The sequence below is a fragment of the Trabulsiella odontotermitis genome (assembly GCF_030053895.1).
GTDB lineage: Bacteria > Pseudomonadota > Gammaproteobacteria > Enterobacterales > Enterobacteriaceae > Trabulsiella > Trabulsiella odontotermitis_C.
Map to the genome: position 1 here is coordinate 1,725,206 of NZ_CP125781.1, position 24,591 is coordinate 1,749,796.

A 24,591-nucleotide genomic window follows, 5' to 3' on the forward strand; every position below is an offset into this window, starting at 1 on the left:
GGCTTAAACGTCCTTAATGCGCAGCAAACAGCTCATTGTCAGCATGCACATGCCGAGCGCAATCCAGAACACCGTATGGTAGTTCCAGATTTCCGCGACAACCCCGGCGAGCGAGCCCGCAATAATCCAGCCCACGCGGGTGGTATTGGTATACAACGTGGTCGCCGACCCCGCCTGACCCGGCATCAGATCCTGAAAATAGAGCATGCCGATCCCCGCCAGAATGCCGATGTAAATCGCGTTCAGTAACTGCATTCCCAGCAGCAACACCGGCGTGTGCACCGTCAGCATGCCGACGTAAAACAGCAAACCTGCCACTGCGGCAATGCGCATTAAAAAACGCTTGCCGAAGCGTTTCGCATAGTAACCGGCGATCAGCATCGTCGGGATTTCCAGCCCGGCGGCGGTGCCCATCATCAGCCCCGCCAGTTTTTCCGGCAGATGTAATTCGTCAATGATAAACAGCGGCATGTTGATGATGTACAGGCTGTTGGTGCCCCACATCAGCGTGCAAATCACAAACAGCAGCAGGGCGTCCCGGCGATTGCGGCGTGGCGCTTCGATATGGCTGGTGACCGTTTTTGGCTCTTTGCGCATGCTCGGCAGAAAAAACCACACGATGGTCGCACAGGCGACAAAAGCAACGGCAGCGCAAAGGTACATCATTGTAAAGCCAAACCCCATCGCCAGCGCGTAGGCCAGCGGCGGACCGATAACCCATGCCAGCGAGACCTGCGCACGTAAGATCGAGCTGAACATCACCGCTTCGCGACCAGTGTGGTCGGCATGCTCGCGGGCAAGGGCAAACATTTGCGGGTTGGCAGTGGAGCCGAAGCTACTCAGAAAGACGCCGATAAACAGCAGAATAAAATAGTTGCGGTTCCAGGCGAACAGTACGCAGGCCAGCACACCTAGCAGACAGCAGAAGACGATCAGTGATTTGCGATCCCCTTTGCGGTCGGAACGACCAGCGAGAAACTGGCTGACCAGGATGCCAATCACCGCGCTGCCGGTAAAGAAAAAGCCTACCATCGCCGGTCGGACGTGCACCTCATTGGTCAGAAACAGGCTCAGCGTCGGCGTCTGTAAGGCACCGGCAATACCGGTCAAAAAGGCAACGAGCAGAAATGAGGACGACGTAATATCAAAACCACGGCGGGTAGCGGCAGCAGAACTGTTTTGCATGTTTCTCGATCGACAAAAAAAGGGGACGCGCGAGTGTACGTCGGTAGTCAGAAAATAAACAGTCGCTTAAATCAAATTCCGCACGAAAAAATCAAAAAGCCATTTCACTTCGCATTTGCGATAAAGCTGAACGCTGCTGAAGTGTCTGCAAAAAGGTTCGTTCAGCGTCAGCAAATGTAGCGCTGAGGCTAACGAAATGTGCTGTACATCTAACTTCTGCGATCAATTTTTCAGCTTTCCTTGCAGCTGCCTGCAGAAAGGCACACACTCCTTGAAACGTTTCAGCGTCATCTGACGGATGTCTGTAGGCACAGATGGCGCTTTTTTCTCATGCAAGCTGAAACGATTCAATCTCAGCAGGAGAGGAGAACCATGTTCCAGTTATCTGTTCAGGATATTCATCCCGGCAAGCAGGCGGGAAGTAAAGAAGAGGCTATTCGCCAGGTAGCGTCCGCACTGGTCGCAGCGGGCAACGTCGCTGACGGTTATGTCAACGGCATGCTGGCGCGTGAACAGCAGACCTCCACGTTTCTTGGCAACGGGATTGCGATCCCACACGGCACCACCGATACGCGCGACCAGGTACTGAAAACCGGTGTGCAGGTTTACCAGTTTCCGCAGGGCGTGACCTGGGGTGATGATCAGGTGGCGTACATTGCCATCGGCATTGCCGCCAGTTCCGACGAACACCTCGGTCTGTTACGTCAGTTGACCCATATTCTCAGCGACGACAACGTGGCTGAACAGCTGAAAACCGCTACCACTGCCGAAGAGCTGCGTGCGCTGCTGATGGGTGAAAAACAGGACGAAGGGCTGAAGCTTGATAACGACACGCTGACCCTGGACGTCATTGCCAGCGATCTGGTGACGCTACAGGCGCTGAACGCCGGTCGTCTGAAAGAAGCTGGTGCGGTAGATACCGCCTTTGTCTCCCGTGCGGTGAGCGATCGACCGCTGAACCTCGGGCAGGGGATCTGGCTGAACGACAGTGCTGAAGGCAACCTGAAAAGTGCGGTAGCGGTAAGCCGCGCGGCAACCGAATTCAGTGTCGAAGGGCAACCGGCGGCGCTGCTGGTGACGGTGGCGATGGCTGATGAACAACCGGTCGCGGTGCTGAACCGTCTGAGCAACCTGCTGGTGGATAACAAGGCTGAACGCCTGCTGAACGCGGACGCCGCCACCTTGCTGGCATTGCTGACCAGCGATGAGGCGATAGCTGACGATGTACTGAGTGCGGAATTTGTGGTGCGCAATGAGCATGGCTTGCATGCGCGCCCAGGGACGATGCTGGTGAATACCATTAAACAATTTAATAGCGAAATTACTGTCGCCAATCTGGATGGCAGTGGCAAACCGGCTAATGGCCGCAGTCTGATGAAAGTGGTTGCCCTTGGTGTGAAAAAAGGCCACCGCCTGCGTTTCACCGCCCAGGGTGACGATGCGAAACAGGCGCTGGAGGCGATTGGCGAGGCCATCGCGTCTGGTCTTGGGGAGGGCGCGTAATGAGCAGGCGTGTTGCTACCATTACCCTGAACCCGGCCTATGACCTGGTGGGTTTTACCCCGGATATTGAACGTGGCGAAGTGAACCTGGTGCGGACCACCGGCCTGCATGCCGCAGGAAAAGGCATTAACGTCGCAAAAGTGCTGAAAGATTTGGGCATCGACGTGACCGTTGGCGGCTTCCTCGGCAAAGACAACCAGGACGGGTTTCAGCAGTTGTTCAGCGAGCTGGGCATCGCCAACCGTTTTCAGGTGGTGCAGGGCCGTACGCGTATTAACGTCAAGCTGACGGAAAAAGACGGTGAAGTGACCGACTTTAACTTCTCTGGTTTTGACGTCACCCCGGCGGACTGGGAACGTTTTGTTAATGATTCCCTGAGCTGGCTGGGTCAGTTCGACATGGTGTGCGTCAGCGGCAGTCTGCCAGCCGGCGTCAGCCCGGAAGCGTTCACCGACTGGATGACGCGTCTGCGCAGCCAGTGCCCGTGCATTATCTTCGACAGCAGCCGTGAAGCGCTGGTCGCTGGTCTGAAAGCCGCGCCATGGCTGGTCAAACCGAACCGCCGTGAGCTGGAAATCTGGGCGGGTCGTAAGCTGCCGGAAATGAAAGATGTTATCGAGGCGGCCCATGCGCTGCGCGAGCAGGGTATCGCTCACGTGGTGATTTCATTGGGCGCAGAAGGGGCGTTGTGGGTAAACGCCTCTGGCGAATGGATCGCGAAACCGCCGTCTGTTGAGGTGGTGAGTACCGTTGGTGCAGGGGATTCCATGGTCGGCGGTCTGATTTATGGGCTGCTGATGCGTGAATCCAGTGAACATACCCTGCGTCTGGCTACCGCCGTCGCAGCACTGGCGGTGAGTCAGAGTAATGTTGGCATTACCGATCGTACCCAGTTAGCCGCGATGATGGCGCGAGTTGACTTACAACCCTTTAATTAACAGCAGGAGAGGCATAATGAAAACGCTGCTGATTATTGATGCCGGACTTGGACAGGCCCGCGCTTACATGGCGAAGACCCTGTTGAGTGCGGCGGCGCAAAAAGCACACCTCGAAATAACGGATAACCCCAACGACGCCGAACTGGTGATCGTGCTGGGAAGCGCGCTGCCGCAAGACAGCGCGCTCAACGGAAAACAGGTCTGGCTGGGCGATATTAATCGCGCAGTGGGCCACCCTGAACTGTTCCTCAGCGAAGCAAAAGCGCACGCTAAACCCTACAGCGCGCCAGCCGTCGCACCGGCTGCCGCTGCTTCGACCGGCATGAAGCGCATTGTCGCAGTCACCGCCTGCCCGACCGGCGTGGCGCATACCTTCATGGCGGCAGAAGCCATTGAAACGGAAGCAAAAAAACGCGGCTGGTGGGTGAAAGTGGAAACCCGCGGCTCCGTGGGCGCCGGTAACGCCATTACGCCGGAAGAGGTCGAGCTGGCCGATCTGGTGCTGGTGGCGGCAGATATCGAAGTGGATCTGGCGAAATTTGCCGGTAAGCCGATGTATCGCACCTCTACCGGACTGGCGCTGAAGAAAACCGCACAGGAGTTTGATAAAGCGGTGGCTGAAGCGAAACCGTTCCAGCCTTCACAAACCACCGCGAAAGAAGCGAAAAAAGAGGGCGGCGGCGCATACCGTCACCTGCTGACCGGGGTTTCTTACATGCTGCCGATGGTAGTAGCGGGCGGTCTGTGTATCGCGCTCTCCTTCGCTTTCGGGATCACGGCGTTTAAAGAAGAGGGAACGCTGGCGGCGGCGCTGATGCAAATCGGCGGCGGCTCGGCCTTTGCGCTGATGGTGCCGGTGCTGGCTGGTTACATTGCGTTCTCCATCGCTGATCGTCCTGGCCTGACGCCGGGTCTGATTGGCGGCATGCTCGCCGTGAGCACCGGATCTGGCTTCATCGGCGGGATTATCGCCGGTTTCCTCGCAGGTTACGTGGCGAAGCTGATCAGTACGAAAGTGAAACTGCCACCAAGCATGGAAGCGCTGAAACCGATTCTGATCATTCCGTTATTTTCCAGCCTGATTGTCGGTCTGGCGATGATCTACCTGATCGGTAAACCGGTTGCCGGTATCCTGGCGGGCCTGACACACTGGCTGCAGACCATGGGTACGGCGAATGCGGTTCTGCTGGGCGCGATCCTTGGCGGCATGATGTGTACCGACATGGGCGGCCCGGTGAACAAAGCGGCGTACGCGTTCGGGGTGGGGCTGTTGAGTACCCAGACCTACGCGCCGATGGCCGCAATTATGGCTGCCGGTATGGTGCCGCCGCTGGCATTAGGTCTGGCAACAATTGTCGCTCGTCGTAAATTCGACAAAGCGCAGCAGGAAGGTGGTAAAGCGGCGCTGGTGCTCGGGTTGTGCTTCATCACCGAAGGGGCCATTCCGTTCGCAGCCCGTGACCCGATGCGTGTTCTGCCCTGCTGTATTGTGGGCGGCGCGGTGACAGGGGCGATTTCCATGGCGATTGGCGCGAAACTGATGGCGCCGCACGGCGGGCTGTTCGTGCTGCTGATCCCGGGGGCGATCACCCCAGTGTTGGGTTACCTGCTGGCGATTATCGCTGGTACGCTGGTGGCAGGACTTTCTTACGCGGTGCTGAAACGCCCGGAAGCGGAAGTCGTCGCGAAAGCGGCGTAATAAAAAGCCCGGTAGCGCAATGCGTGCCGGGCCGGGAAATACGTTACAGGCCGGGGTCACTCCCGGCCTTTTTTATGCCGTGGCTTCGGCTTTCTGCTGCGCTTTCAGCCAGGCAATCTCTTCGGCCCAGATATCAGGGTTGATGGTTTCCAGAATCAGTGGGATCCCATCAAAGCGGGCATCCTGCATGATCCAGCGGAAAGCATCGTGTCCGATGTTGCCCTCGCCGAGACTGTGGTGACGGTCAACGCGACTGCCAAACGCGCTTTTCGCATCGTTGAGATGCATACCGCGCAGATACTGAAACCCGACAATGCGTTCAAATTCCGCGAACGTCTCTTCGCAGGCGGCGGTGGTGCGCAGATCATACCCGGCGGCAAACGCGTGACAGGTATCGATGCACACACCGACGCGGGATTTATCCTCCACGCCGTCGATAATGGCCGCCAGATGCTCGAATCTGAACCCCAGATTACTGCCCTGACCGGCGGTATTTTCAATCACCGCGGTTACGCCTTCGGTCTTTGCCAGCGCGATGTTAATGGATTCGGCGATGCGCGCCAGGCACTCTTCTTCGGAAATTTGCACCAGATGGCTGCCCGGGTGGAAGTTCAGCAGCGTTAAACCCAGTTGCTGGCAGCGGGACATCTCATCAATAAACGCATCGCGGGATTTCTCCAGCGCGTCGGCAACCGGGTGACCGAGGTTAATCAGGTAGCTGTCGTGCGGAAGGATCTGACCCGGCCCATAGTGGTATTTTTCACAGGCGGTTTTGAATTCGCTGATGATATCGTCGGTGAGCGGGGCGGCGCGCCACTGGCGCTGATTTTTGGTGAACAGGGCAAAAGCGGTCGCGTCAATTTCAGCAGCGCGGATTGCCGCGTTTGCCAGACCGCCAGCAGCGCTGACGTGCGCTCCAATGTATTTCATAAAAGACTCCTGTTAAGCCCGCCACGGGAAAAGGGCAAGTATAGCGGGTTAACAGGAACAGAATGTAATGGTTTATGCCATCACGCTATGCACCAGCAGGTTGATCATGCCACCGCCGACAATCAGCCAGACGAACAGCAGCAGCGCCATCAAGAGCGGTTTCGCACCCGCTTTTTTCAGCGCGCTGACGTGGGTGGTTAACCCGAGCGCCGCCATTGCCATCGCCAGCAGCACGGTATCCAGCGTCACCAGCAACTCAACTACCGCTTTCGGCAACAAATGGAACGAGTTGAAAATCGCCACCACGATGAACAGAATGGCAAACCACGGAATGGTGATTTTACTGTTCTGGCCTTTACCCGCCGGCGCCAGTTGCTTAACGCGTGCGGCCAGTAACAGCAGGAACGGCGCCAGCATCATCACGCGCAGCATTTTTGCGATCACCGCCGCGTTTTCTGCGTCCGGGCTGATGGCATGACCTGCCGCCACCACCTGCGCCACTTCATGCATTGTTGAACCGATATAAATCCCGTAGGTTTCCGGGCTGAACCAGTGGGCGACCAGCGGATACATCGCCGGATAGAGGAAAATAGCGATGGTCCCGAAAATCACCACCGTCGCGACCGCCACGGTAACTTTGCTCGATTCCGCTTTCACTACCGGTTCGGTCGCCAGTACCGCCGCCGCGCCGCAGATACTGCTGCCTGCGCCAATCAGCCAACTGGTGTGTTTATCCAGACCAAACACTTTCTGGCCAAGAAAACAGGCCAGCAGAAAGGTGCTGGCAAGCGTCAGCACATCGATGGCAATCCCGCTGACACCTACATCAGCAATTTGCGAAAACGTCAGCCGAAAGCCATAAAGGATAATGCCGAGGCGTAGCAGGTGCTGTTTGGCAAACAGCACGCCGCCGTCGCAGCGTTGCCAGATTTTCGGGTACACCGTGTTGCCAAGCACCATGCCAAGCAGGATAGCCAGCGTCAGCGCGCTGAAACCCGCGCCAGCCACCGCCGGAATACTCCCGCCCCACAGTGCGGCGCCGGTAATCAGGGCGCTCAGCGCCAGACCGGGAATGAAATGCCATAACGTATGACGATGTGTGTGGATGGTGAGTTCTGCCATATTCTTCTCCTTTCTCTGGCTAAAAGGTTACTCACCGCTGGCTTAAAAATAAAATTGATTATATATTTATAACCTATCTGAATATCAGGTAACGAGGATTTTATGCACATCACGCTACGCCAGCTTGACGTCTTCGCCGAGGTGTTAAAAAGCGGCTCTACCACTCAGGCATCGCAGATGCTGGCGCTGTCGCAATCGGCGGTGAGTGCGGCGCTGACCGATCTGGAAGGCCAGCTCGGCGTGCAACTGTTCGATCGCGTCGGCAAGCGGCTGGTGGTGAATGAGCATGGGCGGTTGCTGTATCCGCGCGCGCTGGCGTTACTGGAGCAGGCGAGCGAAATTGAACAGCTCTTTCGGGAAGATAACGGCGCGATCCGCGTGGCGGCCAGCAGCACCATTGGCAACTATATTCTGCCGGAAGTGATCGCCCGCTATCGCCGTGATTTTCCCGATCTGCCGCTCGAACTGAGCGTCGGCAACAGCCAGGATGTCGTCAACGCGGTGGCGGATTTCCGTGTGGATATCGGGCTGATTGAAGGGCCATGCCACGCCGCGGAAATTGTCGCGGAACCCTGGCTTGAAGACGAACTGGTGGTCTTTGCCGCCCCGGATTCGCCGCTACTGGAAGGGAAGGTGACACTGGCGCGGCTGGCGTCGGCGCCATGGATCCTGCGCGAAAAAGGGTCCGGCACCCGGGAGCTTGTCGATTATCTGCTGCTGTCGCAGTTGCCGGAGTTTCATCTGGGAATGGAGCTCGGTAACTCCGAGGCCATCAAACACGCGGTGCGCCACGGTCTGGGCATCAGTTGCCTCTCCCGACGGGTGATTGCTGAGCAACTGGATAACGGGACGCTGACGGAACTTTCCGTTCCATTACCCCGGCTCACGCGTACATTATGGCGAATTCATCACCGCCAGAAACATATCTCAAATGCGCTGAACCGCTTTTTGCGTTACTGTGATAGCTAATCGGGGTGGACGGACTGGTCAATAAGGACTTTACTAATAATCCCCGACCCATCATGAAGGTCTCTTATAACCGCGCATTTGAGCCGGAAAGATCGGATTTCCTCTGCTACAATCGCGCCTCATTTTTTGGATGGACAGCTTTTTCACATGGTTTCAGAAACTAAAACTACAGAAGCGCCCGCGCTACGCCGCGAACTGAAGGCGCGTCACCTGACCATGATCGCCATTGGTGGTTCAATCGGTACAGGGTTGTTTGTTGCTTCAGGGGCAACGATTTCTCAGGCGGGCCCGGGCGGCGCGCTGTTCTCTTACATTCTGATCGGTCTGATGGTCTATTTCCTGATGACCAGCCTCGGTGAACTGGCGGCCTTTATGCCGGTTTCCGGTTCGTTTGCCACCTACGGCCAGAATTATGTGGAAGAAGGTTTCGGCTTCGCGCTGGGCTGGAACTACTGGTACAACTGGGCTGTGACAATCGCCGTCGATCTGGTCGCCGCGCAGCTGGTGATGAGCTGGTGGTTCCCGGACACGCCCGGCTGGATCTGGAGTGCGGTGTTCCTCGGCCTGATCTTCCTGATGAACTACATCTCCGTGCGCGGTTTCGGCGAATCGGAGTACTGGTTCTCACTGATTAAAGTCGCGACCGTCATTATCTTTATCATCGTCGGTCTGGCGATGATCCTCGGCATTTTCAAAGGTGCACAGCCAGTCGGCTGGAGCAACTGGACGACGGGGGATGCGCCGTTCGCCGGTGGCTTTGCGGCAATGATTGGCGTGGCGATGATCGTCGGCTTCTCCTTCCAGGGAACCGAGTTGATTGGCATCGCGGCGGGCGAATCTGAAGATCCGGAAAAGAACATTCCGCGCGCGGTGCGTCAGGTGTTCTGGCGTATCCTGCTGTTCTATGTATTCGCGATTCTGATTATCAGCCTGATCATTCCGTATACCGATCCGAGCCTGCTGCGTAACGATGTCAAAGACATCAGCGTCAGCCCGTTCACCCTGGTCTTCCAGCATGCGGGTCTGCTTTCGGCGGCGGCGGTGATGAACGCGGTGATCCTGACGGCGGTACTGTCTGCGGGTAACTCCGGCATGTACGCCTCAACCCGTATGCTTTACACCCTGGCCTGCGACGGCAAAGCGCCGCGTATTTTCGCGAAGCTGTCCAAAGGCGGCGTGCCGCGTAACGCGCTGTATGCCACCACGGTGATTGCGGCGCTGTGCTTCCTGACCTCAATGTTTGGTAACCAGACCGTTTACCTGTGGCTGCTGAACACCTCCGGGATGACCGGTTTCATCGCCTGGCTGGGCATTGCGGTGAGCCATTACCGCTTCCGCCGCGGCTATGTGCTGCAGGGGCGTGATTTGAACGATCTGCCGTACCGTTCCGGGTTCTTCCCGCTGGGGCCGATCTTCGCGTTTGCGTTGTGCCTGATCATCACGCTGGGTCAGAACTACGAAGCGTTCCTCAAAGACACCATCGACTGGGGCGGTGTTGCGGCGACCTATATCGGTATCCCGCTGTTCCTGGTGATCTGGTTCGGCTATAAGCTGGTGAAAGGCACCCATTTCGTGCATTACAACGAAATGCAGTTCCCTGAACGATTCAAAAAGTAATTTCTGCTTTGCAAAACCCTCCCGTCGCGGAGGGTTTTTTTATGCCCACCAGGGTATTACGGCCTGTCACAAATTTTCACAATTTAATTGATAATTGTTCTCATTCTCTTTATCATCTCCACACAATTTAAGGATGAAGCCATTCCTCCCTGTCGCATGAAGGAGCATTCCGGGCGATAAGCGGCCAGCCACATCTGCCAGACGTTTATTTACCTCATGGAGAACTGGAATGTTTAAGCTAAACCCCTTCGTCCGGGGCGGGCTGTGTGCGTCCGCAATGTCACTGGCGCTACCGGTTATCGCCGCCGATGATGGCGAGACACTGGTGGTTACCGCCGCTGCGACCGAGCAGAGCGTGAAAGATGCGCCTGCCAGCATCAGCGTCATCACCCAGGAGGATTTGCAGCGTCGTCCGGTGAATAACCTGAAGGACGTGCTGAAAGACGTGCCGGGCGTCCAGTTGACCAACGAAGGGGATAACCGCAAGGGCATCAGCCTGCGCGGGCTGGATAGCAGCTATACGCTGATCCTCATTGATGGCAAGCGCGTCAATTCCCGCAACGTTGTCTTCCGCCATAACGATTTTGACCTCAACTGGGTCCCGGTCGATGCTATCGAACGCATCGAAGTGGTTCGCGGCCCGATGTCCTCCCTCTATGGTTCCGATGCGCTGGGTGGGGTGGTGAATATCATCACCAAAAAGGTCGGGCAGAAATGGCACGGTACGTTGAGTGCCGACACCACGTTGCAGGAACATCGTGATCGCGGCGACACCTGGAACGGCCAGTTTTACACCAGCGGGCCGCTGGTCGACGGCTTGCTGGGCATGAAAGCTTACGGCAGCGTGGCGAAGCGTGCCAAAGATGACCAACAACAGTCCGACAGCAGCTCTGATTTACCGCGCATCGAAGGGTTTACCAGCCGCGATGGCAATGTCGAATTTGCCTGGACGCCGGATGAAAACCATGATTTCAGCGCCGGATACGGGTTTGATCGTCAGGATCGCGACTCGGATTCGTTAGACCAAAACCGCCTCGAGCGGCAGAACTATTCCCTGAGCCATAACGGTCGCTGGAGCACCGGTAACAGCGAACTGCGCCTGTACGGCGAAAAAGTGGATAACAAAAACCCGGGCAATGCGGGTGAGATCACCTCAGAAAGCAACACCCTCGACGGCAAATATGTGCTGCCGCTGGGCATGATTAATCAACTGGTGACTGTTGGCGGCGAATGGCGTCACGACAAGCTGAAAGATCCGGTGAACCTGACAGGCGGCAGCAATGCGTCCACCTCGGCAAACCAGTATGCGCTGTTCCTTGAAGATGAATGGCGCATTTTCGAGCCACTGGCGCTGACCACCGGCATCCGTATGGATGATCATGAAACCTACGGCGATCACTGGAGCCCGCGCGCCTATCTGGTTTACACGGCCACCGACACAGTGACGGTGAAAGGCGGTTGGGCAACAGCGTTCAAAGCCCCGTCGCTGCTCCAGTTGAGTCCGGACTGGGCTTCTAACTCCTGCCGCGGCGGTTGCCGCATTGTGGGCAGCCAGGATCTAAAACCGGAAACCAGCGAAAGCTTCGAACTGGGGCTGTACTACAGCGGCGAAGAGGGCTGGCTCGGTGGCGTGCAGGGCAGCGTGACTGCGTTCCAGAATAACGTTGACGATATGATCAACGTTAACCGGACATCGAACGCCAGCGAAGCGCCGGGCTATCCGAATTTCGTCGGCTGGTACACCAACGCCAGCGGCAAGCGAGTGCCGGTGTTTGCTTATTACAACGTCGATAAAGCGCGGATCACCGGTCTTGAAACTGAGCTGAAAGTGCCGTTTGGCGAGGTGTGGAAACTGACGATGAACTACACCTACACCGATGGTCGCGACCTCAGCAACGGCGGTGACAAGCCGCTGAAAGAGCGTCCGTTCCACACCGCCAACAGCCGCGTGGACTGGGCGCCATGGCAGGACTGGTCGTTTTATGTCGCCGCGAACTACACCGGGCAACAACGCGCCGTCAGCGCCACATCGAAAACGCCGGGCGGTTATACCACCTGGGACATCGGCGGCGCCTGGCAGGCGACCAAAGACATTAAGCTGCGCGCGGGCGTACTGAATGTTGGCGACAAAGATTTGCAGCGAGATGATTACAGCTACAACGAAGAAGGGCGTCGCTACTTTATGGCGGTGGATTATCGCTTCTGAGTGACAGAAAACCCGGCAGCGAGCGCTGCCGGGCAGGGGTTATTTCAGCAAATATTGCGCATGGAAGCGGAGATGATCCTCAATAAAGGACGCAATAAAGTAGTAGCTGTGATCGTAGCCAGGTTGAATGCGCAGGGTCAGCGGCCAGGCCTTCTGGCGTGCGGCTTCCGCCAGCACGGCGGGCTGAAGCTGATCGGCCAGGAACTGATCGTTATCGCCCTGATCGATAAGCGTCGGGATGGCATCACTGACGTTGCTATTCAACATCAACTGGCAACTGTCCCACTCCTGCCATAATTGCTCGTCCTCGCCGAGATAGGCGGTGAACGCTTTTTTCCCCCACGGTACGCGACAGGGGGTCACAATCGGGGAAAACGCCGACACGCTGGTGTATTTGCCCGGATTTTTCAGCGCCATGATAAGCGCCCCGTGACCGCCCATCGAATGGCCGCTGATGGCACAGCGATCGCTGACCTTAAACTGCGCCTGAATCAGCGCCGGTAACTCGTCGCGAATATAGTCATACATCCGGTAATGGCTGGCCCAGGGCGCCTGACAGGCGTTGAGATAGAAACCGGCGCCTTTACCCAGATCGTAACCGTCGTCATCAGCCACCGCATCGCCGCGCGGGCTGGTGTCTGCCATTACCAGTACGATGCCAAGCTCGGCGGCCACTCGCTGCGCGCCCGCTTTGGTGGTGAAGTTTTCATCGTTACAGGTCAGCCCCGACAGCCAGTAAAGTACCGGAGGCGGGGTGGTTGCTCGCGCAGGCGGTAAAAAAATGCTGAATGTCATGGGGCAATTCAGGGTAGTGGAATCGTGCCGCCAGCGTTGTTGCCAGCCATCGAAACAGCGGTGCTCTTCTAGCATCTCCATGCGAGGCTCCTTTCGGGGATCGGGAAAATGAACATATTCATCATACAGATAATTCACAGACGGTGAGTAACTTTCACTTCCGCATTAACTTCATATGTTGCATCATAAACATAACTTTACATTAACAATCGGAGTGTGCATGGCGCTGCGAATCGCCCTGAGTGGTTTTATTGTGCTGGTGGTGGCGATGGGGATCGGGCGTTTTGCTTTCACCCCACAGGTTCCGCTGATGATTGCCGACGGTCAGATGACGCTGACCGGGGCGGGCCTGGTGGCGGCAATGAACTATCTCGGCTATCTGATTGGCGCCTGGGATGCCATGCGCGCCCATCGCGGCGTTGAAGGGCGTCTGTATGCCGGTATTTACGGTGCGGTCGCGCTGACATTACTCTCCGCGTTAGTGGATAACGCCTGGCTGCACGGCGCATTACGTCTGGTGATTGGCTGCATGAGCGGTTGGGCGCTGGTACTGACGGCGGCGTGGACCAACGAACGGCTGGCGCACGCCGGAAAACCGGGGCTCAGCGCCGCCGTGTTTGCCGGGCCGGGCGCAGGCATTGCCCTGAGCGGTTTGCTGGCGGTGTGGATCCACGCAAAAAACCTGAGTGCCACCGACGGCTGGCTGATGTACGGCCTGCTGGCGATGGTGCTGGTGGCGTTTATCGCCCGCTGGCTGCCAAAACCCGGTGAACTGCACCGCAACGGCGTAAAAACAGAACCACTGCAACTGACGCCGAATCTTAAACGACTGGTATGGAGCTACAGCCTGGCGGGCTACGGTTACATTCTGCCTGCGACGTTTTTATCGCAAATGGCGGCGCACCGTTTTCCCGACAGCGTGTTTGCTCAGTTTGTCTGGCCGATTTTTGGCGCCGCATCGGTGGTGGGCATTGCGCTCAGCATTGCGACCCGCAATCTGGGCCATAGTTATCAGCGGCTGGCGGTTGTGCTGTGGTTACAGGGCGCAGGCGTGCTGGCGGCCTGGTTGTTGCCGGGTATCTGCGGTCTGGCGGTGGGCGCGCTGCTGGTGGGCGGCGGTTTCTTGTGTGCCGTTCAGCTGTCGCTGCTCTATGGTCGCGAGCTGGCGCCGGAGCACACCCGTTATATGGCGGGGCTGCTGACCACCGGTTATGCCATCGGGCAATTGGTGGGGCCGGTGACCTCGGCGCTGTCGACATGGCTCACGCAACAGCTGGAGCCCGCGCTGGGCATTGCGGCGGTGGCGCTGCTGGTTGGCGGCGCGCTGGTGTGGCGTCCGCAGAAATAAAAGGCCACGGCAATTACAACAATTATCGTTACGACCACTGGATTATGTGCGCCACCTCACGCAAAATGAGGGACCCTTTGACCCTCAAGGGCGAAGGTCGCCATACCCGCAGGAGAAAAAAGATGTCATCACTGAGTAAAGAAGCTGCACTTGTTCATGAAGCGCTGGTCGCTCGTGGGCTGGAAACGCCACTGCGCCCGCCGGTGCACGATATGGACAACGAAACCCGCAAGCGTCTGATTGCCGGACATATGACCGAGATTATGGAGTTGCTGAATCTTGATCTGAGTGACGACAGCCTGATGGAAACGCCGCACCGCATCGCCAAAATGTATGTCGATGAGATTTTCTCGGGGCTGGATTACGCCAATTTCCCGAAAATCACCGTTATCGAAAACAAGATGAAAGTCGATGAGATGGTGACCGTGCGTGACATCACCCTGACCAGCACCTGCGAACACCATTTCGTGACCATCGACGGTAAAGCGACAGTGGCGTATATCCCGAAAGATATGGTGATTGGTCTGTCGAAGATTAACCGCATTGTGCAGTTCTTTGCCCAGCGCCCGCAGGTGCAGGAGCGACTGACACAGCAAATTTTGACCGCGCTGCAAACGCTGCTCGGCACCAACAACGTGGCGGTGTCGATTGATGCCGTGCACTACTGCGTAAAAGCCCGTGGCGTACGCGACGCAACCAGCGCCACCACCACCACCTCGCTCGGCGGCCTGTTCAAGTCCAGCCAGAACACTCGCCAGGAATTCCTGCGCGCCGTGCGCCACCTCAGCTAATTGCGGAGCCGGGAAATGGAAAGAAACGTCACGCTCGACTTTCTTCGTGGCGCCGCCATTCTCGGCATCCTGCTGCTTAATATCAGCGCCTTTGGTCTGCCAAAGGCGGCCTATCTCAACCCCGCCTGGTACGGCGATATCACCCGTAGCGATGCCTGGACGTGGGCGATCCTCGACTTGCTGGCGCAGGTAAAATTCCTCACGCTGTTTGCGCTGCTGTTCGGCGCCGGGCTTCAACTGTTGTTGCCGCGCGGGAAGATCTGGATCCAGTCGCGGCTGACGCTGTTAGCGCTGCTCGGATTTATTCATGGCCTCTTTTTCTGGGACGGTGATATCCTGCTGGCTTATGCGCTGGTCGGGCTGGTGTGCTGGCGCATGATCCGCGACGCACAGAACGTCAAATCGCTGTTTAACACTGGCGTAATGCTGTACATCACCGGCGTCGGCGTGCTGATTTTACTCGGTATCATCACCGGTGATTCGGTCAACCGTTCCTGGATGCCTGATGCCGCCCATCTGCAATATGAGCAGTTCTGGAAATTAAAAGGCGGCGCTGAGGCGGTCAGCAACCGCGCCAGCATGCTGACAGATAGTCTGCTGGCGCTGGGCGCGCAGTACGGCTGGCAACTGGCGGGCATGATGCTGATGGGCGGCGCGCTGATGCGCAGCGGCTGGCTGAAAGGGCAGTTCAGCCTGCGTCATTATCGTCGCGTCGGCGCGCTGTTAATTGCCGTCGGCTTGCTGATCAATCTGCCTGCGGTCGTCGCGCAGTGGTGGCTGAACTGGGATTATCGCTGGAGCGCATTCCTGTTACAGGCGCCGCGTGAACTCGGCGCACCGCTGCAAACCATCGGTTACGCGGCGCTGGTGTACGGCTTCTGGCCGCAAATCTGCCATTCCCGTCTGGTGGCGGCCATCGTCTGTGTGGGCCGCATGGCGCTCTCCAACTATCTGCTGCAAACGCTTATCTGCACAACGCTGTTTTATCATCTTGATCTGTTTATGAAATTTGACCGTCTGCAGCTGTTAGGTTTCATCCTTCCCATCTGGATCATCAATCTCGCGTTCTCTGTGCTCTGGCTGCGTCGGTTCCGCCAGGGGCCAGTGGAATGGTTGTGGCGGCAATTAACCGCACGTGCCTCAGGTGTTTCATTGCGCCATACATCCAGATAACGATCTGGATCACAATCATTAACAAAATGAATGTAACCGCTTCCATCCTTGTGACATTTCTCACGTAGTCCACGCCTTCGCACTGACACAATGTCTTACTTGCTGAAACAGGGGGTGACTGTGGAGTGCTGCAAATTACAACAGGGCGGTAAGTAAGAATGATCACTATTCGTGATGTGGCCCGTCAGGCGGGCGTTTCCGTCGCCACGGTCTCCAGGGTGCTGAACAACAGCCCGCTGGTGAGCCCTGACACGCGGGAAACGGTGATGAAGGCAGTGACTCTGCTGGGCTATCGCCCGAACGCCAATGCCCAGGCGCTGGCAACGCAGAGCAGCGAAACGATTGGCGTGGTGGTGATGGATGTCTCGGATTCGTTTTTTGGCGCACTGGTCAAGGCCGTCGATACGGTGGCGCAACAGCATCAAAAATATGTGCTGATCGGCAACAGCTATCATGAGGCTGAAAAAGAACGTAATGCCATCGAAGTGTTGATCCGTCAGCGCTGTAACGCCTTGATTGTCCACTCAAAAACGCTGAGCGATGAAGAACTCGGGGCATTCATGGCGCACATTCCCGGCATGGTGGTGATCAACCGTATCGTGCCGGGCTACGCGCATCGCTGCGTCGGGCTCGACAACATCAGCGGCGCGATGATGGCGACGCGGATGCTGCTCAATCACGGCCATCAGCGCATTGGCTATCTGGCTTCCAGCCACGGCATTGAAGATGACGCGCTGCGGCGTGAAGGCTGGAAACGTGCGCTGGAAGAGCAGGGCATTGCGGCGCCGGACAGCTGGATTGGCACCGGCACGCCGGATATGCAGGGCGGGGAGGCGGCGATGGTTGAGCTGCTCGGGCGCAATCTCGGGCTGACGGCGGTCTTTGCCTACAACGACAACATGGCAGCTGGCGCGCTCACCGCATTAAAAGACAACGGCGTTGCGGTGCCACAGCATCTTTCGCTGATTGGCTTCGATGATATTCCGATTGCCCGTTACACCGATCCGCAACTGACTACCGTGCGTTACCCCATCGTTTCAATGGCCAAACTGGCAACGGAGCTGGCGCTGCTGGGGGCCGCTGGCAAGCTGGATGCCGCGGCAACGCACTGCTTTATGCCGACACTGGTTCGCCGCCATTCTGTGACACAACGGCAATCTGTGGGGGCGATCACTAACTTGTGATTTGCGGTCATGTAACCGCTTCCAATCTGTGAGTAAATTCACAGTAACTTAACATTACGCTGGGCTATGATGGCAGCGTTTGTAAAGCTCTACCGCTATGTCACGGTGATTAATCACTTTTTGTATAGCTCAAAGCCGTAAACATTCAATTAAACGCACACTGGAGCGTTACCGAACACGGAAGATAGTCATTTATTTGATAAGTTAACTTCGGCGGTCAGTAACACTTTATTAACGTTGCGCCCGCCGAGATTACTACCCTGCATAATAAAAACCGGAGATACCATGAATAAGAAGGTGTTAACCCTGTCTGCTGTTATGGCAAGCATGTTGTTCGGTGCCGCTGCGCACGCTGCTGATACCCGTATCGGTGTGACTATTTATAAATACGACGACAACTTCATGTCCGTCGTCCGTAAAGCGATTGAGAGCGACGCCAAAGCGGCGCCGGACGTTCAACTGCTGATGAATGACTCGCAGAACGACCAGTCCAAACAGAACGACCAGATTGACGTTCTGCTGGCGAAAGGCGTGAAAGCGCTGGCCATCAACCTCGTTGACCCGGCGGCGGCGGGCACGGTAATTGAGAAAGCGCGTGGGCAGAATGTGCCGGTGGTTTTCTTCAACAAAGAACCTTCCCGCAAAGCGCTGGATAGCTACGACAAAGCGTTCTATGTCGGTACTGACTCTAAAGAGTCCGGCATTATCCAGGGCGACCTGATCGCGAAACACTGGCAGGCCAACCAGGGTTGGGATCTGAACAAAGATGGTCAGATTCAGTTCGTGCTGTTGAAAGGCGAGCCGGGCCACCCGGATGCTGAAGCGCGTACCACTTACGTGGTGAAAGAGCTGAACACCAAAGGCATCAAAACGCAGCAACTGGCGCTGGATACCGCAATGTGGGATACCGCTCAGGCGAAAGACAAAATGGATGCCTGGCTCTCTGGCCCGAACGCGAACAAAATCGAAGTGGTTATCGCCAACAACGACGCCATGGCAATGGGTGCAGTAGAAGCCCTGAAAGCGCACAACAAATCCAGCATTCCGGTATTTGGTGTTGACGCCCTGCCAGAAGCGCTGGCGCTGGTGAAATCCGGTGCGATGGCGGGTACCGTGCTGAACGATGCGAACAATCAGGCGAAAGCCACCTTTGACCTGGCGAAAAATCTGGCTGACGGCAAAGAACCTGCCGCGGGCACCAGCTGGAAAATCGAGAATAAAATCGTTCGCGTTCCGTACGTTGGCGTAGATAAAGACAATCTTGCAGAGTTCGTAAAATAATAATTCGGGCCGCAATCTGACGCCCGTTAACAAGTAGTACTGATACTCCCCGTGCTGAGCAATCAGCACGGGAACACACACGCGCAGCCAGGTATAACTATGGTCAGCAATAATACAGCGTCGTCAGGCGAATTCTTGTTGGAAATGAATCACATCGACAAGTCCTTTCCCGGCGTAAAGGCGCTCGATGATGTGAACTTAAAGGTGCGTCCTCATTCTATACATGCCTTAATGGGCGAGAATGGCGCTGGTAAGTCAACATTATTGAAATGTCTTTTTGGCATCTATCAAAAAGATGCCGGCAGCATTATTTTCCAGGGGAAAGAGATCGATTTCCATTCCGCAAAAGAAGCGCTGGAAAACGGGATTTCCATGGTACACCAGGAGCTCAACCTGGTATTACAACGTTCCGTGATGGATAACATGTGGCTGGGGCGTTACCCCACCAAAGGCATGTTTGTCGATCAGGACAAAATGTATCGCGATACAAAAGCCATCTTTGACGAACTGGATATCGATATTGATCCGCGCGCCCGCGTGGGGACATTATCCGTTTCGCAAATGCAGATGATTGAAATTGCGAAGGCGTTCTCCTATGACGCGAAAATCGTCATTATGGATGAGCCCACATCATCATTGACGGAAAAAGAGGTGAATCATCTCTTTACGATCATTCGCAAGCTGAAAGAGCGTGGCTGCGGCATCGTGTATATCTCGCATAAAATGGAAGAAATTTTCCAGTTGTGCGATGAAGTCACGGTACTGCGCGACGGTCAGTGGATTGCTACCCAGCCGCTGGAAGGGCTGGACATGGACAAGATCATCGCCATGATGGTCGGGCGTTCGCTTAACCAGCGTTTCCCGGATAAGCAAAATACGCCAGGCGAAGTGATCCTCGAGGTACGCAACCTGACATCACTGCGCCAGCCATCCATTCGTGATATTTCGTTTGATCTGCACAAAGGTGAAATTCTCGGCATCGCCGGGCTGGTCGGCGCGAAACGCACGGATATCGTGGAAACGTTATTTGGCATTCGCGAAAAATCGTCCGGCACCATCACCCTGCATGGTAAGAGCATCAATAACCACAGCGCCAACGAAGCCATTAATAACGGCTTTGCGCTGGTGACGGAAGAGCGCCGCTCGACCGGGATTTACGCTTACCTGGATATTGGGTTTAACTCGCTTATCTCCAATATTCGCAATTACAAAAACAAGGTGGGTTTACTGGATAACACGCGCATGAAAAGCGACACCCAATGGGTGATTGATTCCATGCGGGTAAAAACGCCAGGTCACCGTACTCAAATCGGCTCGCTGTCAGGTGGGAATCAGCAAAAAGTAGTTATCGGTCGTTGGTTATTAACCCAGCCGGAAATATTGATGCTTGATGAACCGACGCGTGGTATTGACGTTGGTGCGAAATTCGAAATTTATCAGCTGATTGCTGAACTGGCGAAAAAGAATAAAGGGATCATCATCATCTCTTCTGAAATGCCAGAACTGCTGGGAATTACCGACCGTATTCTGGTGATGAGCAATGGACTCGTCGCCGGTATTGTTGAGACCAAAACGACAACGCAAAACGAAATTTTGCGTCTTGCGTCTTTGCACCTTTAAGATCAGGGGCCACTCATGAGTGCGTTGAACAAAAAAAGTTTTCTTACCTATCTGAAAGATGGCGGTATTTACGTCGTTCTTTTAGTCTTACTGGCCATTATTATTTTCCAGGACCCCACCTTCTTAAGTCTGCTGAACTTAAGTAACATCCTGACGCAGTCTTCCGTACGTATTATTATCGCGCTGGGCGTGGCAGGTCTGATTGTCACCCAGGGGACCGACCTTTCTGCCGGTCGTCAGGTTGGGCTGGCAGCGGTTATCGCCGCAACGCTCCTCCAGTCCATTGAAAACGCAAACAAAGTATTCCCGGAAATGGCAACCATGCCGATTCCGCTGGTGATCCTGATCGTCTGTGCGATTGGTGCGGTCATTGGCCTGGTGAACGGGATTATCATCGCTTACCTGAACGTAACGCCGTTTATCACGACGCTGGGTACGATGATTATCGTTTACGGGATCAACTCCCTTTATTACGATTTCGTCGGTGCATCGCCGATTTCCGGGTTTGATTCCCACTTCTCGACCTTTGCCCAGGGGTTTGTGGCGCTGGGCAGTTTCAGGCTCTCGTATATAACCTTCTATGCGTTAATCGCGATTATTTTCGTGTGGATCCTGTGGAATAAAACCCGCTTCGGCAAAAACATTTTTGCTATCGGCGGCAACCCGGAAGCGGCGAAAGTGTCTGGTGTTAACGTCGGCCTGAACCTGCTGATGATTTATGCGCTGTCCGGCGTGTTCTACGCCTTCGGCGGGATGCTGGAAGCGGGCCGTATCGGCTCCGCGACAAACAACCTCGGCTTTATGTACGAACTGGACGCCATCGCCGCCTGCGTGGTGGGTGGGGTTTCCTTCAGCGGCGGTGTGGGTACCGTGGTGGGTGTGGTGACCGGTGTGATCATCTTCACCGTCATCAACTACGGCCTGACTTATATCGGCGTGAACCCGTACTGGCAGTACATCATTAAAGGGGCGATCATTATCTTTGCCGTCGCGCTTGACTCCCTTAAGTACGCACGCAAAAAATAACCTCTCCCGTTTTATTCAAGCCCGGCAGCGAAATAACGATGCCGGGTTTTTTATTAGTGCGCTAATTAATTTCCTGTCGTCGAACTGCAATAAAAAACAACCGATCCTATTACGGTAAAAATCATTAGCTGAACTATTGTGCAATATAAGCGAAGCCATTCCTGTGTACATTCTCTGTGTGCGTGAGGTGTCTATGCGTATTGCCCTGTATGCTCTGCTATTCATTTCCCTCTCGCTTCCCGGGGTTGCTGGTGCCAGAGAGCAACTGACCGGACCGGTAACCGCTCCTTCAGACTGGGTTCTTAACGACCGCCTGCTGTGGGATCAACAACGTCAGGCGCTGACGCCAGAACAACTAACCGCCTGGTTTTCCTCAGCGCCAAATACGTTTGTGCAGGCGGCGGATTACAACACGCGAAATTACCTGCCTGACGAATATACCGATATCCGGCAGCGACACAGTTATTATGATCTGATCTCATATTTGATTGAGCATGACGATAAAACCGCCGCACCGGTCCGCGACGTGACGTTTTTCCATGCCGTCACCGCGATCACTATTCCGGCAGAACACGGAGGGGTGGATGTCAATCAGACATTGTTCCGGCGTAATATGCGTGTCATTCAGGATCTGTTATTTCACTGGCAGGCGCCGCGGGATCCGCGTGCCATTTCGCCGAAAGAAAATATCAGCGCGCTGGATTTTGATATCTATATGGTCGATTTTGAACAGAGCACCATTTTCAGCTTTATCGACAGCAATGCGGTACCCAATGTGACTCTGAGAAACGTCAATAAAACAATTGGTACCGTGTGGCCGCTGGCGACGCTCAGACAGGTGCGTCCGTGGTTAAAAGCGGCCGGGTTTAAACAGGATGATTTTGCCGATTATCGCTGGCGCGTGGCCGTCGGGCGGGCGCAGGTGTTTCTGTTTCATCGAAAAAGCCGGGCGGACTATCTCAGCTTTATGAAGGCTAATCCGCCCGCACAGAAAACGCGTGAAAAACTCTACTCCGCCATTTTTTCGCCCGTCACTATAACGCGTGATACGGCCGGTTATTTCACCGTGCTCGGGTCGTGGAAAACGGAGCAGGGCGCGCGCCGTCATGTCGCCGAACTGCAAAGCGGGCATTTAGGGCTGGATGTCGCGGTCTTTCCCCCGTACGGCAAAAATCGCTACTGGACGGTGGTTTCGTCGTCTTATGTCGGAAAAGAAACCGCCGTTGAGCTTCAGCGTGCCGCGCGAACGGGCAGGATGGCCGCCGATGCGTTTGTGCTGCGTCACCGGGCTGTTGATCCGCAAGGGAACGCGTTTACGGTGTCACCGTCGATGCCTGAAATCATCAACCTCCCCGGTTTCCTGCGCGCCGCAACCGAAGAAAACATGCCCATTGAAGCCAGCTATCTGCTCTCGGTTTATCGCAACGCCGATGAAACGCTGGCGAAAGAAAAACGGGCGGCGCTGATGGCGCAGTACCCGACGCTTGACGTGTCGCTGCTGAAATCCGTTGCGGACAATAGCTGGCTTATCGCGCTCGCCACTTTTGCGACTCAGGCTGACATCGAGGCGGCGAAAAAAGCGGTGAATCGACTGGGGATCCCGCTGGCGGATATCACGGTGTCGACGTTTACCAGGCCAGATCAACTGGTGAAAGTCATTGATGGACGAGCCGTCAGCCAGTCCACGTGGGGCATTGTGAACCGCTGCTACTCAACGGGGCAAATCACCGTCAAACAGATGCACGATTGCAGTGGCTTCTGGCTGACGCCCTCCTCACTGACCCGCTGCATCCTGGAGAGCAACTGCCGGGTGCTTGACGACAGGCAACTTAATTCGCAGGCGCGGATCGAGGAATTTCTCTCCACGCAAAAACTGGATCTGACGACGCGGCTGGTGGGGATGCGGGAGGCGGTCCCACTGTCGAATGATGCGAAACACTTGGTGAATCAGATCCATCAGTGCCAGGAACAGTCGCAAAGCGATAAACAGAAATTTGAAACCTGCGTCTCCACGCTGGTTGGCATGACGGTCTCGCCCGCGGCTATGACGTGCGCGCAGCAAAACGTGTCCGGCAATGCGCTGCTGAAATGCGTCACGCAGGCGTCAATGACGCCCGAAATGCAGGCGGTGCAGAATTGCGTACAGGGTGATCACCCGGATCCGCTGGCAGTAACCAAATGCCTGGCCGGGCCGGAAAAAGCCGCCGCCATGACGAAAGTCGAAACTTGTCTCACCAGGGCAACCAGCCAGGAAAACGCGCTCTCGGGTTGCATCGCCGGGATTATTCCGGCTGACAGCCGTGAGAAGGTCGACTGCCTGACTGCTGCCGGGGCAAATTCAGGGAAAGCGATTCATTGTGTGGTGCCAGCGAACTCTGACGCGGGCAAGGTCACGCGTGCGCTGGCCTGCGCTAATAACCCGTCGGCTACCCGCGACGCGGCGCTGAACTGCCTGACGCCGCTGCTCGGGCCGGATGCCGGCAAAGCGCAGGCGTGCCTGGAAAACAGCACAGATAACCGCTCGCTGGTGATGTGCATGGCGGCCAATCGCCCTGAACTTCAGGCGGCGCAACGCGTCTATCAATGCGTATCGCAAGGCGCCGATGCCGCAACGCTTATCGCCAGTTGCAGCGACGGTATTCTGGATGAGCGCACTCGTCACGTTGCCGGGTGTGTCGCCACCACTGGCGGAGATAAAGGCGCGCTGGCTGGTTGCGTCGCCAGTACTTTTTTGCCGAAAGAGTACGGTCCCGCGTTGCAGTGTGCCGGCTCCAGCACCGGTGGCGTCAGTTTTGCCTTGTGCATGGCCGGGCCGTCAATGAATGAAGAGTTACGCATCACCGCCGAATGTGCAGTGCAGAGCGGGGGCACGCCACCGGCCTTCGCCGTGTGCACCGCCGGTCGGCTGACGCTACGCGAACTGGGTAAATGCCTGTCCGGGAAAATTGGCTCGGACGATGGCTGCTTTGGACCGAATAATTCGATTGTCGTCGCCTTTAAAACCGTGGGTCATGACCTGGAAAGTTGCGTGAATGGCGGTGACTGCCTCGGACGGAATAACGATATCATCAACGCCCTGGCGGAGATTGGCGGCGGCTTGCGTGATCTGGGCGAGAGTCTGCAAAGCGCCTGGGACGGGCTTTTTGGCAAAGACAGCGATATCTGCCGGGGTGATCTGACGAAAATAGTGTGCCGATAATGATT

17 protein-coding genes and 1 pseudogene are annotated in these 24,591 nt (G+C 56.0%); 14 read left to right on the forward strand and 4 right to left on the reverse strand.

Annotated features, from left to right (window positions below):
• Window positions 1-3 precede the first annotated feature (3 nt).
• A complete protein-coding gene (gene setB / locus QMG90_RS08300) occupies window positions 4-1,185 on the reverse strand; it encodes a sugar efflux transporter SetB (protein ID WP_283283354.1) in 1,182 nt (393 codons plus the stop codon).
• A 372-nt stretch (window positions 1,186-1,557) separates the two neighbouring features.
• On the opposite strand from setB, the gene fruB reads away from it, so the two are divergent.
• From fruB to fruA, 3 genes are read left to right on the forward strand one after another with little or no spacing between them, the layout of a single operon-like run.
• Window positions 1,558-2,688, forward strand: a complete 1,131-nt coding sequence (gene fruB, locus QMG90_RS08305; RefSeq protein WP_283283355.1) for a fused PTS fructose transporter subunit IIA/HPr protein — start codon at window positions 1,558-1,560, stop codon at window positions 2,686-2,688.
• Complete coding sequence (gene fruK, locus QMG90_RS08310) at window positions 2,688-3,626, forward strand: 1-phosphofructokinase (RefSeq protein ID WP_283283356.1); 939 nt, start codon at window positions 2,688-2,690, stop codon at window positions 3,624-3,626. Before fruB ends, fruK begins: the two co-directional genes overlap by 1 nt.
• A 16-nt stretch (window positions 3,627-3,642) precedes the next feature.
• Complete coding sequence (gene fruA / locus QMG90_RS08315; protein WP_283283357.1) at window positions 3,643-5,325, forward strand: PTS fructose transporter subunit IIBC; 1,683 nt, start codon at window positions 3,643-3,645, stop codon at window positions 5,323-5,325.
• 72 nt (window positions 5,326-5,397) lie between these two features.
• On the opposite strand, the gene nfo is transcribed toward fruA, so the two are convergent.
• Window positions 5,398-6,255, reverse strand: a complete 858-nt coding sequence (gene nfo, locus QMG90_RS08320; RefSeq protein WP_283283358.1) for a deoxyribonuclease IV — start codon at window positions 6,253-6,255, stop codon at window positions 5,398-5,400.
• Between the two features lie 72 nt (window positions 6,256-6,327).
• Window positions 6,328-7,377, reverse strand: a complete 1,050-nt coding sequence (locus tag QMG90_RS08325; protein WP_283283359.1) for a YeiH family protein — start codon at window positions 7,375-7,377, stop codon at window positions 6,328-6,330.
• Window positions 7,378-7,479: 102 nt separating this feature from the next.
• On the opposite strand from QMG90_RS08325, the gene yieE reads away from it, so the two are divergent.
• From yieE to cirA, 3 genes are all read left to right on the forward strand, one after another.
• Window positions 7,480-8,346 (forward strand): DNA-binding transcriptional regulator YeiE, encoded by an 867-nt coding sequence (gene yieE, locus QMG90_RS08330; protein WP_283283360.1) that lies wholly within the window; start codon window positions 7,480-7,482, stop codon window positions 8,344-8,346.
• Between the two features lie 147 nt (window positions 8,347-8,493).
• Window positions 8,494-9,963: an amino acid permease gene (locus QMG90_RS08335; protein WP_283283361.1), complete on the forward strand. Its 1,470-nt coding sequence runs from the start codon at window positions 8,494-8,496 to the stop codon at window positions 9,961-9,963.
• A 229-nt stretch (window positions 9,964-10,192) separates the two neighbouring features.
• Complete coding sequence (gene cirA, locus QMG90_RS08340) at window positions 10,193-12,169, forward strand: catecholate siderophore receptor CirA (protein WP_283283362.1); 1,977 nt, start codon at window positions 10,193-10,195, stop codon at window positions 12,167-12,169.
• 39 nt (window positions 12,170-12,208) lie between these two features.
• Here cirA and fghA read toward each other — a convergent pair whose 3' ends face one another.
• Window positions 12,209-13,045 (reverse strand): S-formylglutathione hydrolase, encoded by an 837-nt coding sequence (fghA, locus tag QMG90_RS08345; protein WP_283283363.1) that lies wholly within the window; start codon window positions 13,043-13,045, stop codon window positions 12,209-12,211.
• Window positions 13,046-13,184: 139 nt separating this feature from the next.
• On the opposite strand from fghA, the pseudogene QMG90_RS08350 reads away from it, so the two are divergent.
• From QMG90_RS08350 to QMG90_RS08385, 8 genes and pseudogenes are all read left to right on the forward strand, one after another.
• Window positions 13,185-14,331: pseudogene (locus tag QMG90_RS08350) on the forward strand (YbfB/YjiJ family MFS transporter); the annotation flags it as partial.
• Between the two features lie 103 nt (window positions 14,332-14,434).
• Complete coding sequence (folE, locus tag QMG90_RS08355; RefSeq protein WP_283283365.1) at window positions 14,435-15,103, forward strand: GTP cyclohydrolase I FolE; 669 nt, start codon at window positions 14,435-14,437, stop codon at window positions 15,101-15,103.
• A gap of 15 nt (window positions 15,104-15,118) precedes the next feature.
• Window positions 15,119-16,276 (forward strand): DUF418 domain-containing protein YeiB, encoded by a 1,158-nt coding sequence (yeiB, locus tag QMG90_RS08360; protein ID WP_283283366.1) that lies wholly within the window; start codon window positions 15,119-15,121, stop codon window positions 16,274-16,276.
• A gap of 158 nt (window positions 16,277-16,434) precedes the next feature.
• Window positions 16,435-17,460 (forward strand): HTH-type transcriptional regulator GalS, encoded by a 1,026-nt coding sequence (gene galS, locus QMG90_RS08365; RefSeq protein ID WP_283283367.1) that lies wholly within the window; start codon window positions 16,435-16,437, stop codon window positions 17,458-17,460.
• Between the two features lie 285 nt (window positions 17,461-17,745).
• Window positions 17,746-18,741: a galactose/glucose ABC transporter substrate-binding protein MglB gene (gene mglB, locus QMG90_RS08370; RefSeq protein ID WP_283283368.1), complete on the forward strand. Its 996-nt coding sequence runs from the start codon at window positions 17,746-17,748 to the stop codon at window positions 18,739-18,741.
• Window positions 18,742-18,840: 99 nt separating this feature from the next.
• Window positions 18,841-20,361, forward strand: coding sequence for a galactose/methyl galactoside ABC transporter ATP-binding protein MglA (gene mglA / locus QMG90_RS08375; protein ID WP_283283369.1), 1,521 nt, complete (start codon window positions 18,841-18,843; stop codon window positions 20,359-20,361).
• A gap of 15 nt (window positions 20,362-20,376) precedes the next feature.
• On the forward strand, window positions 20,377-21,387 hold the full coding sequence (gene mglC, locus QMG90_RS08380) for a galactose/methyl galactoside ABC transporter permease MglC (protein WP_283283370.1): 1,011 nt from the start codon (window positions 20,377-20,379) through the stop codon (window positions 21,385-21,387).
• A 193-nt stretch (window positions 21,388-21,580) separates the two neighbouring features.
• Window positions 21,581-24,586 carry a hypothetical protein gene (locus QMG90_RS08385; RefSeq protein ID WP_283283371.1) on the forward strand — a complete coding sequence of 1,002 codons (3,006 nt, stop codon included), beginning with the start codon at window positions 21,581-21,583 and terminating at the stop codon, window positions 24,584-24,586.
• Window positions 24,587-24,591: the final 5 nt, after the last annotated feature.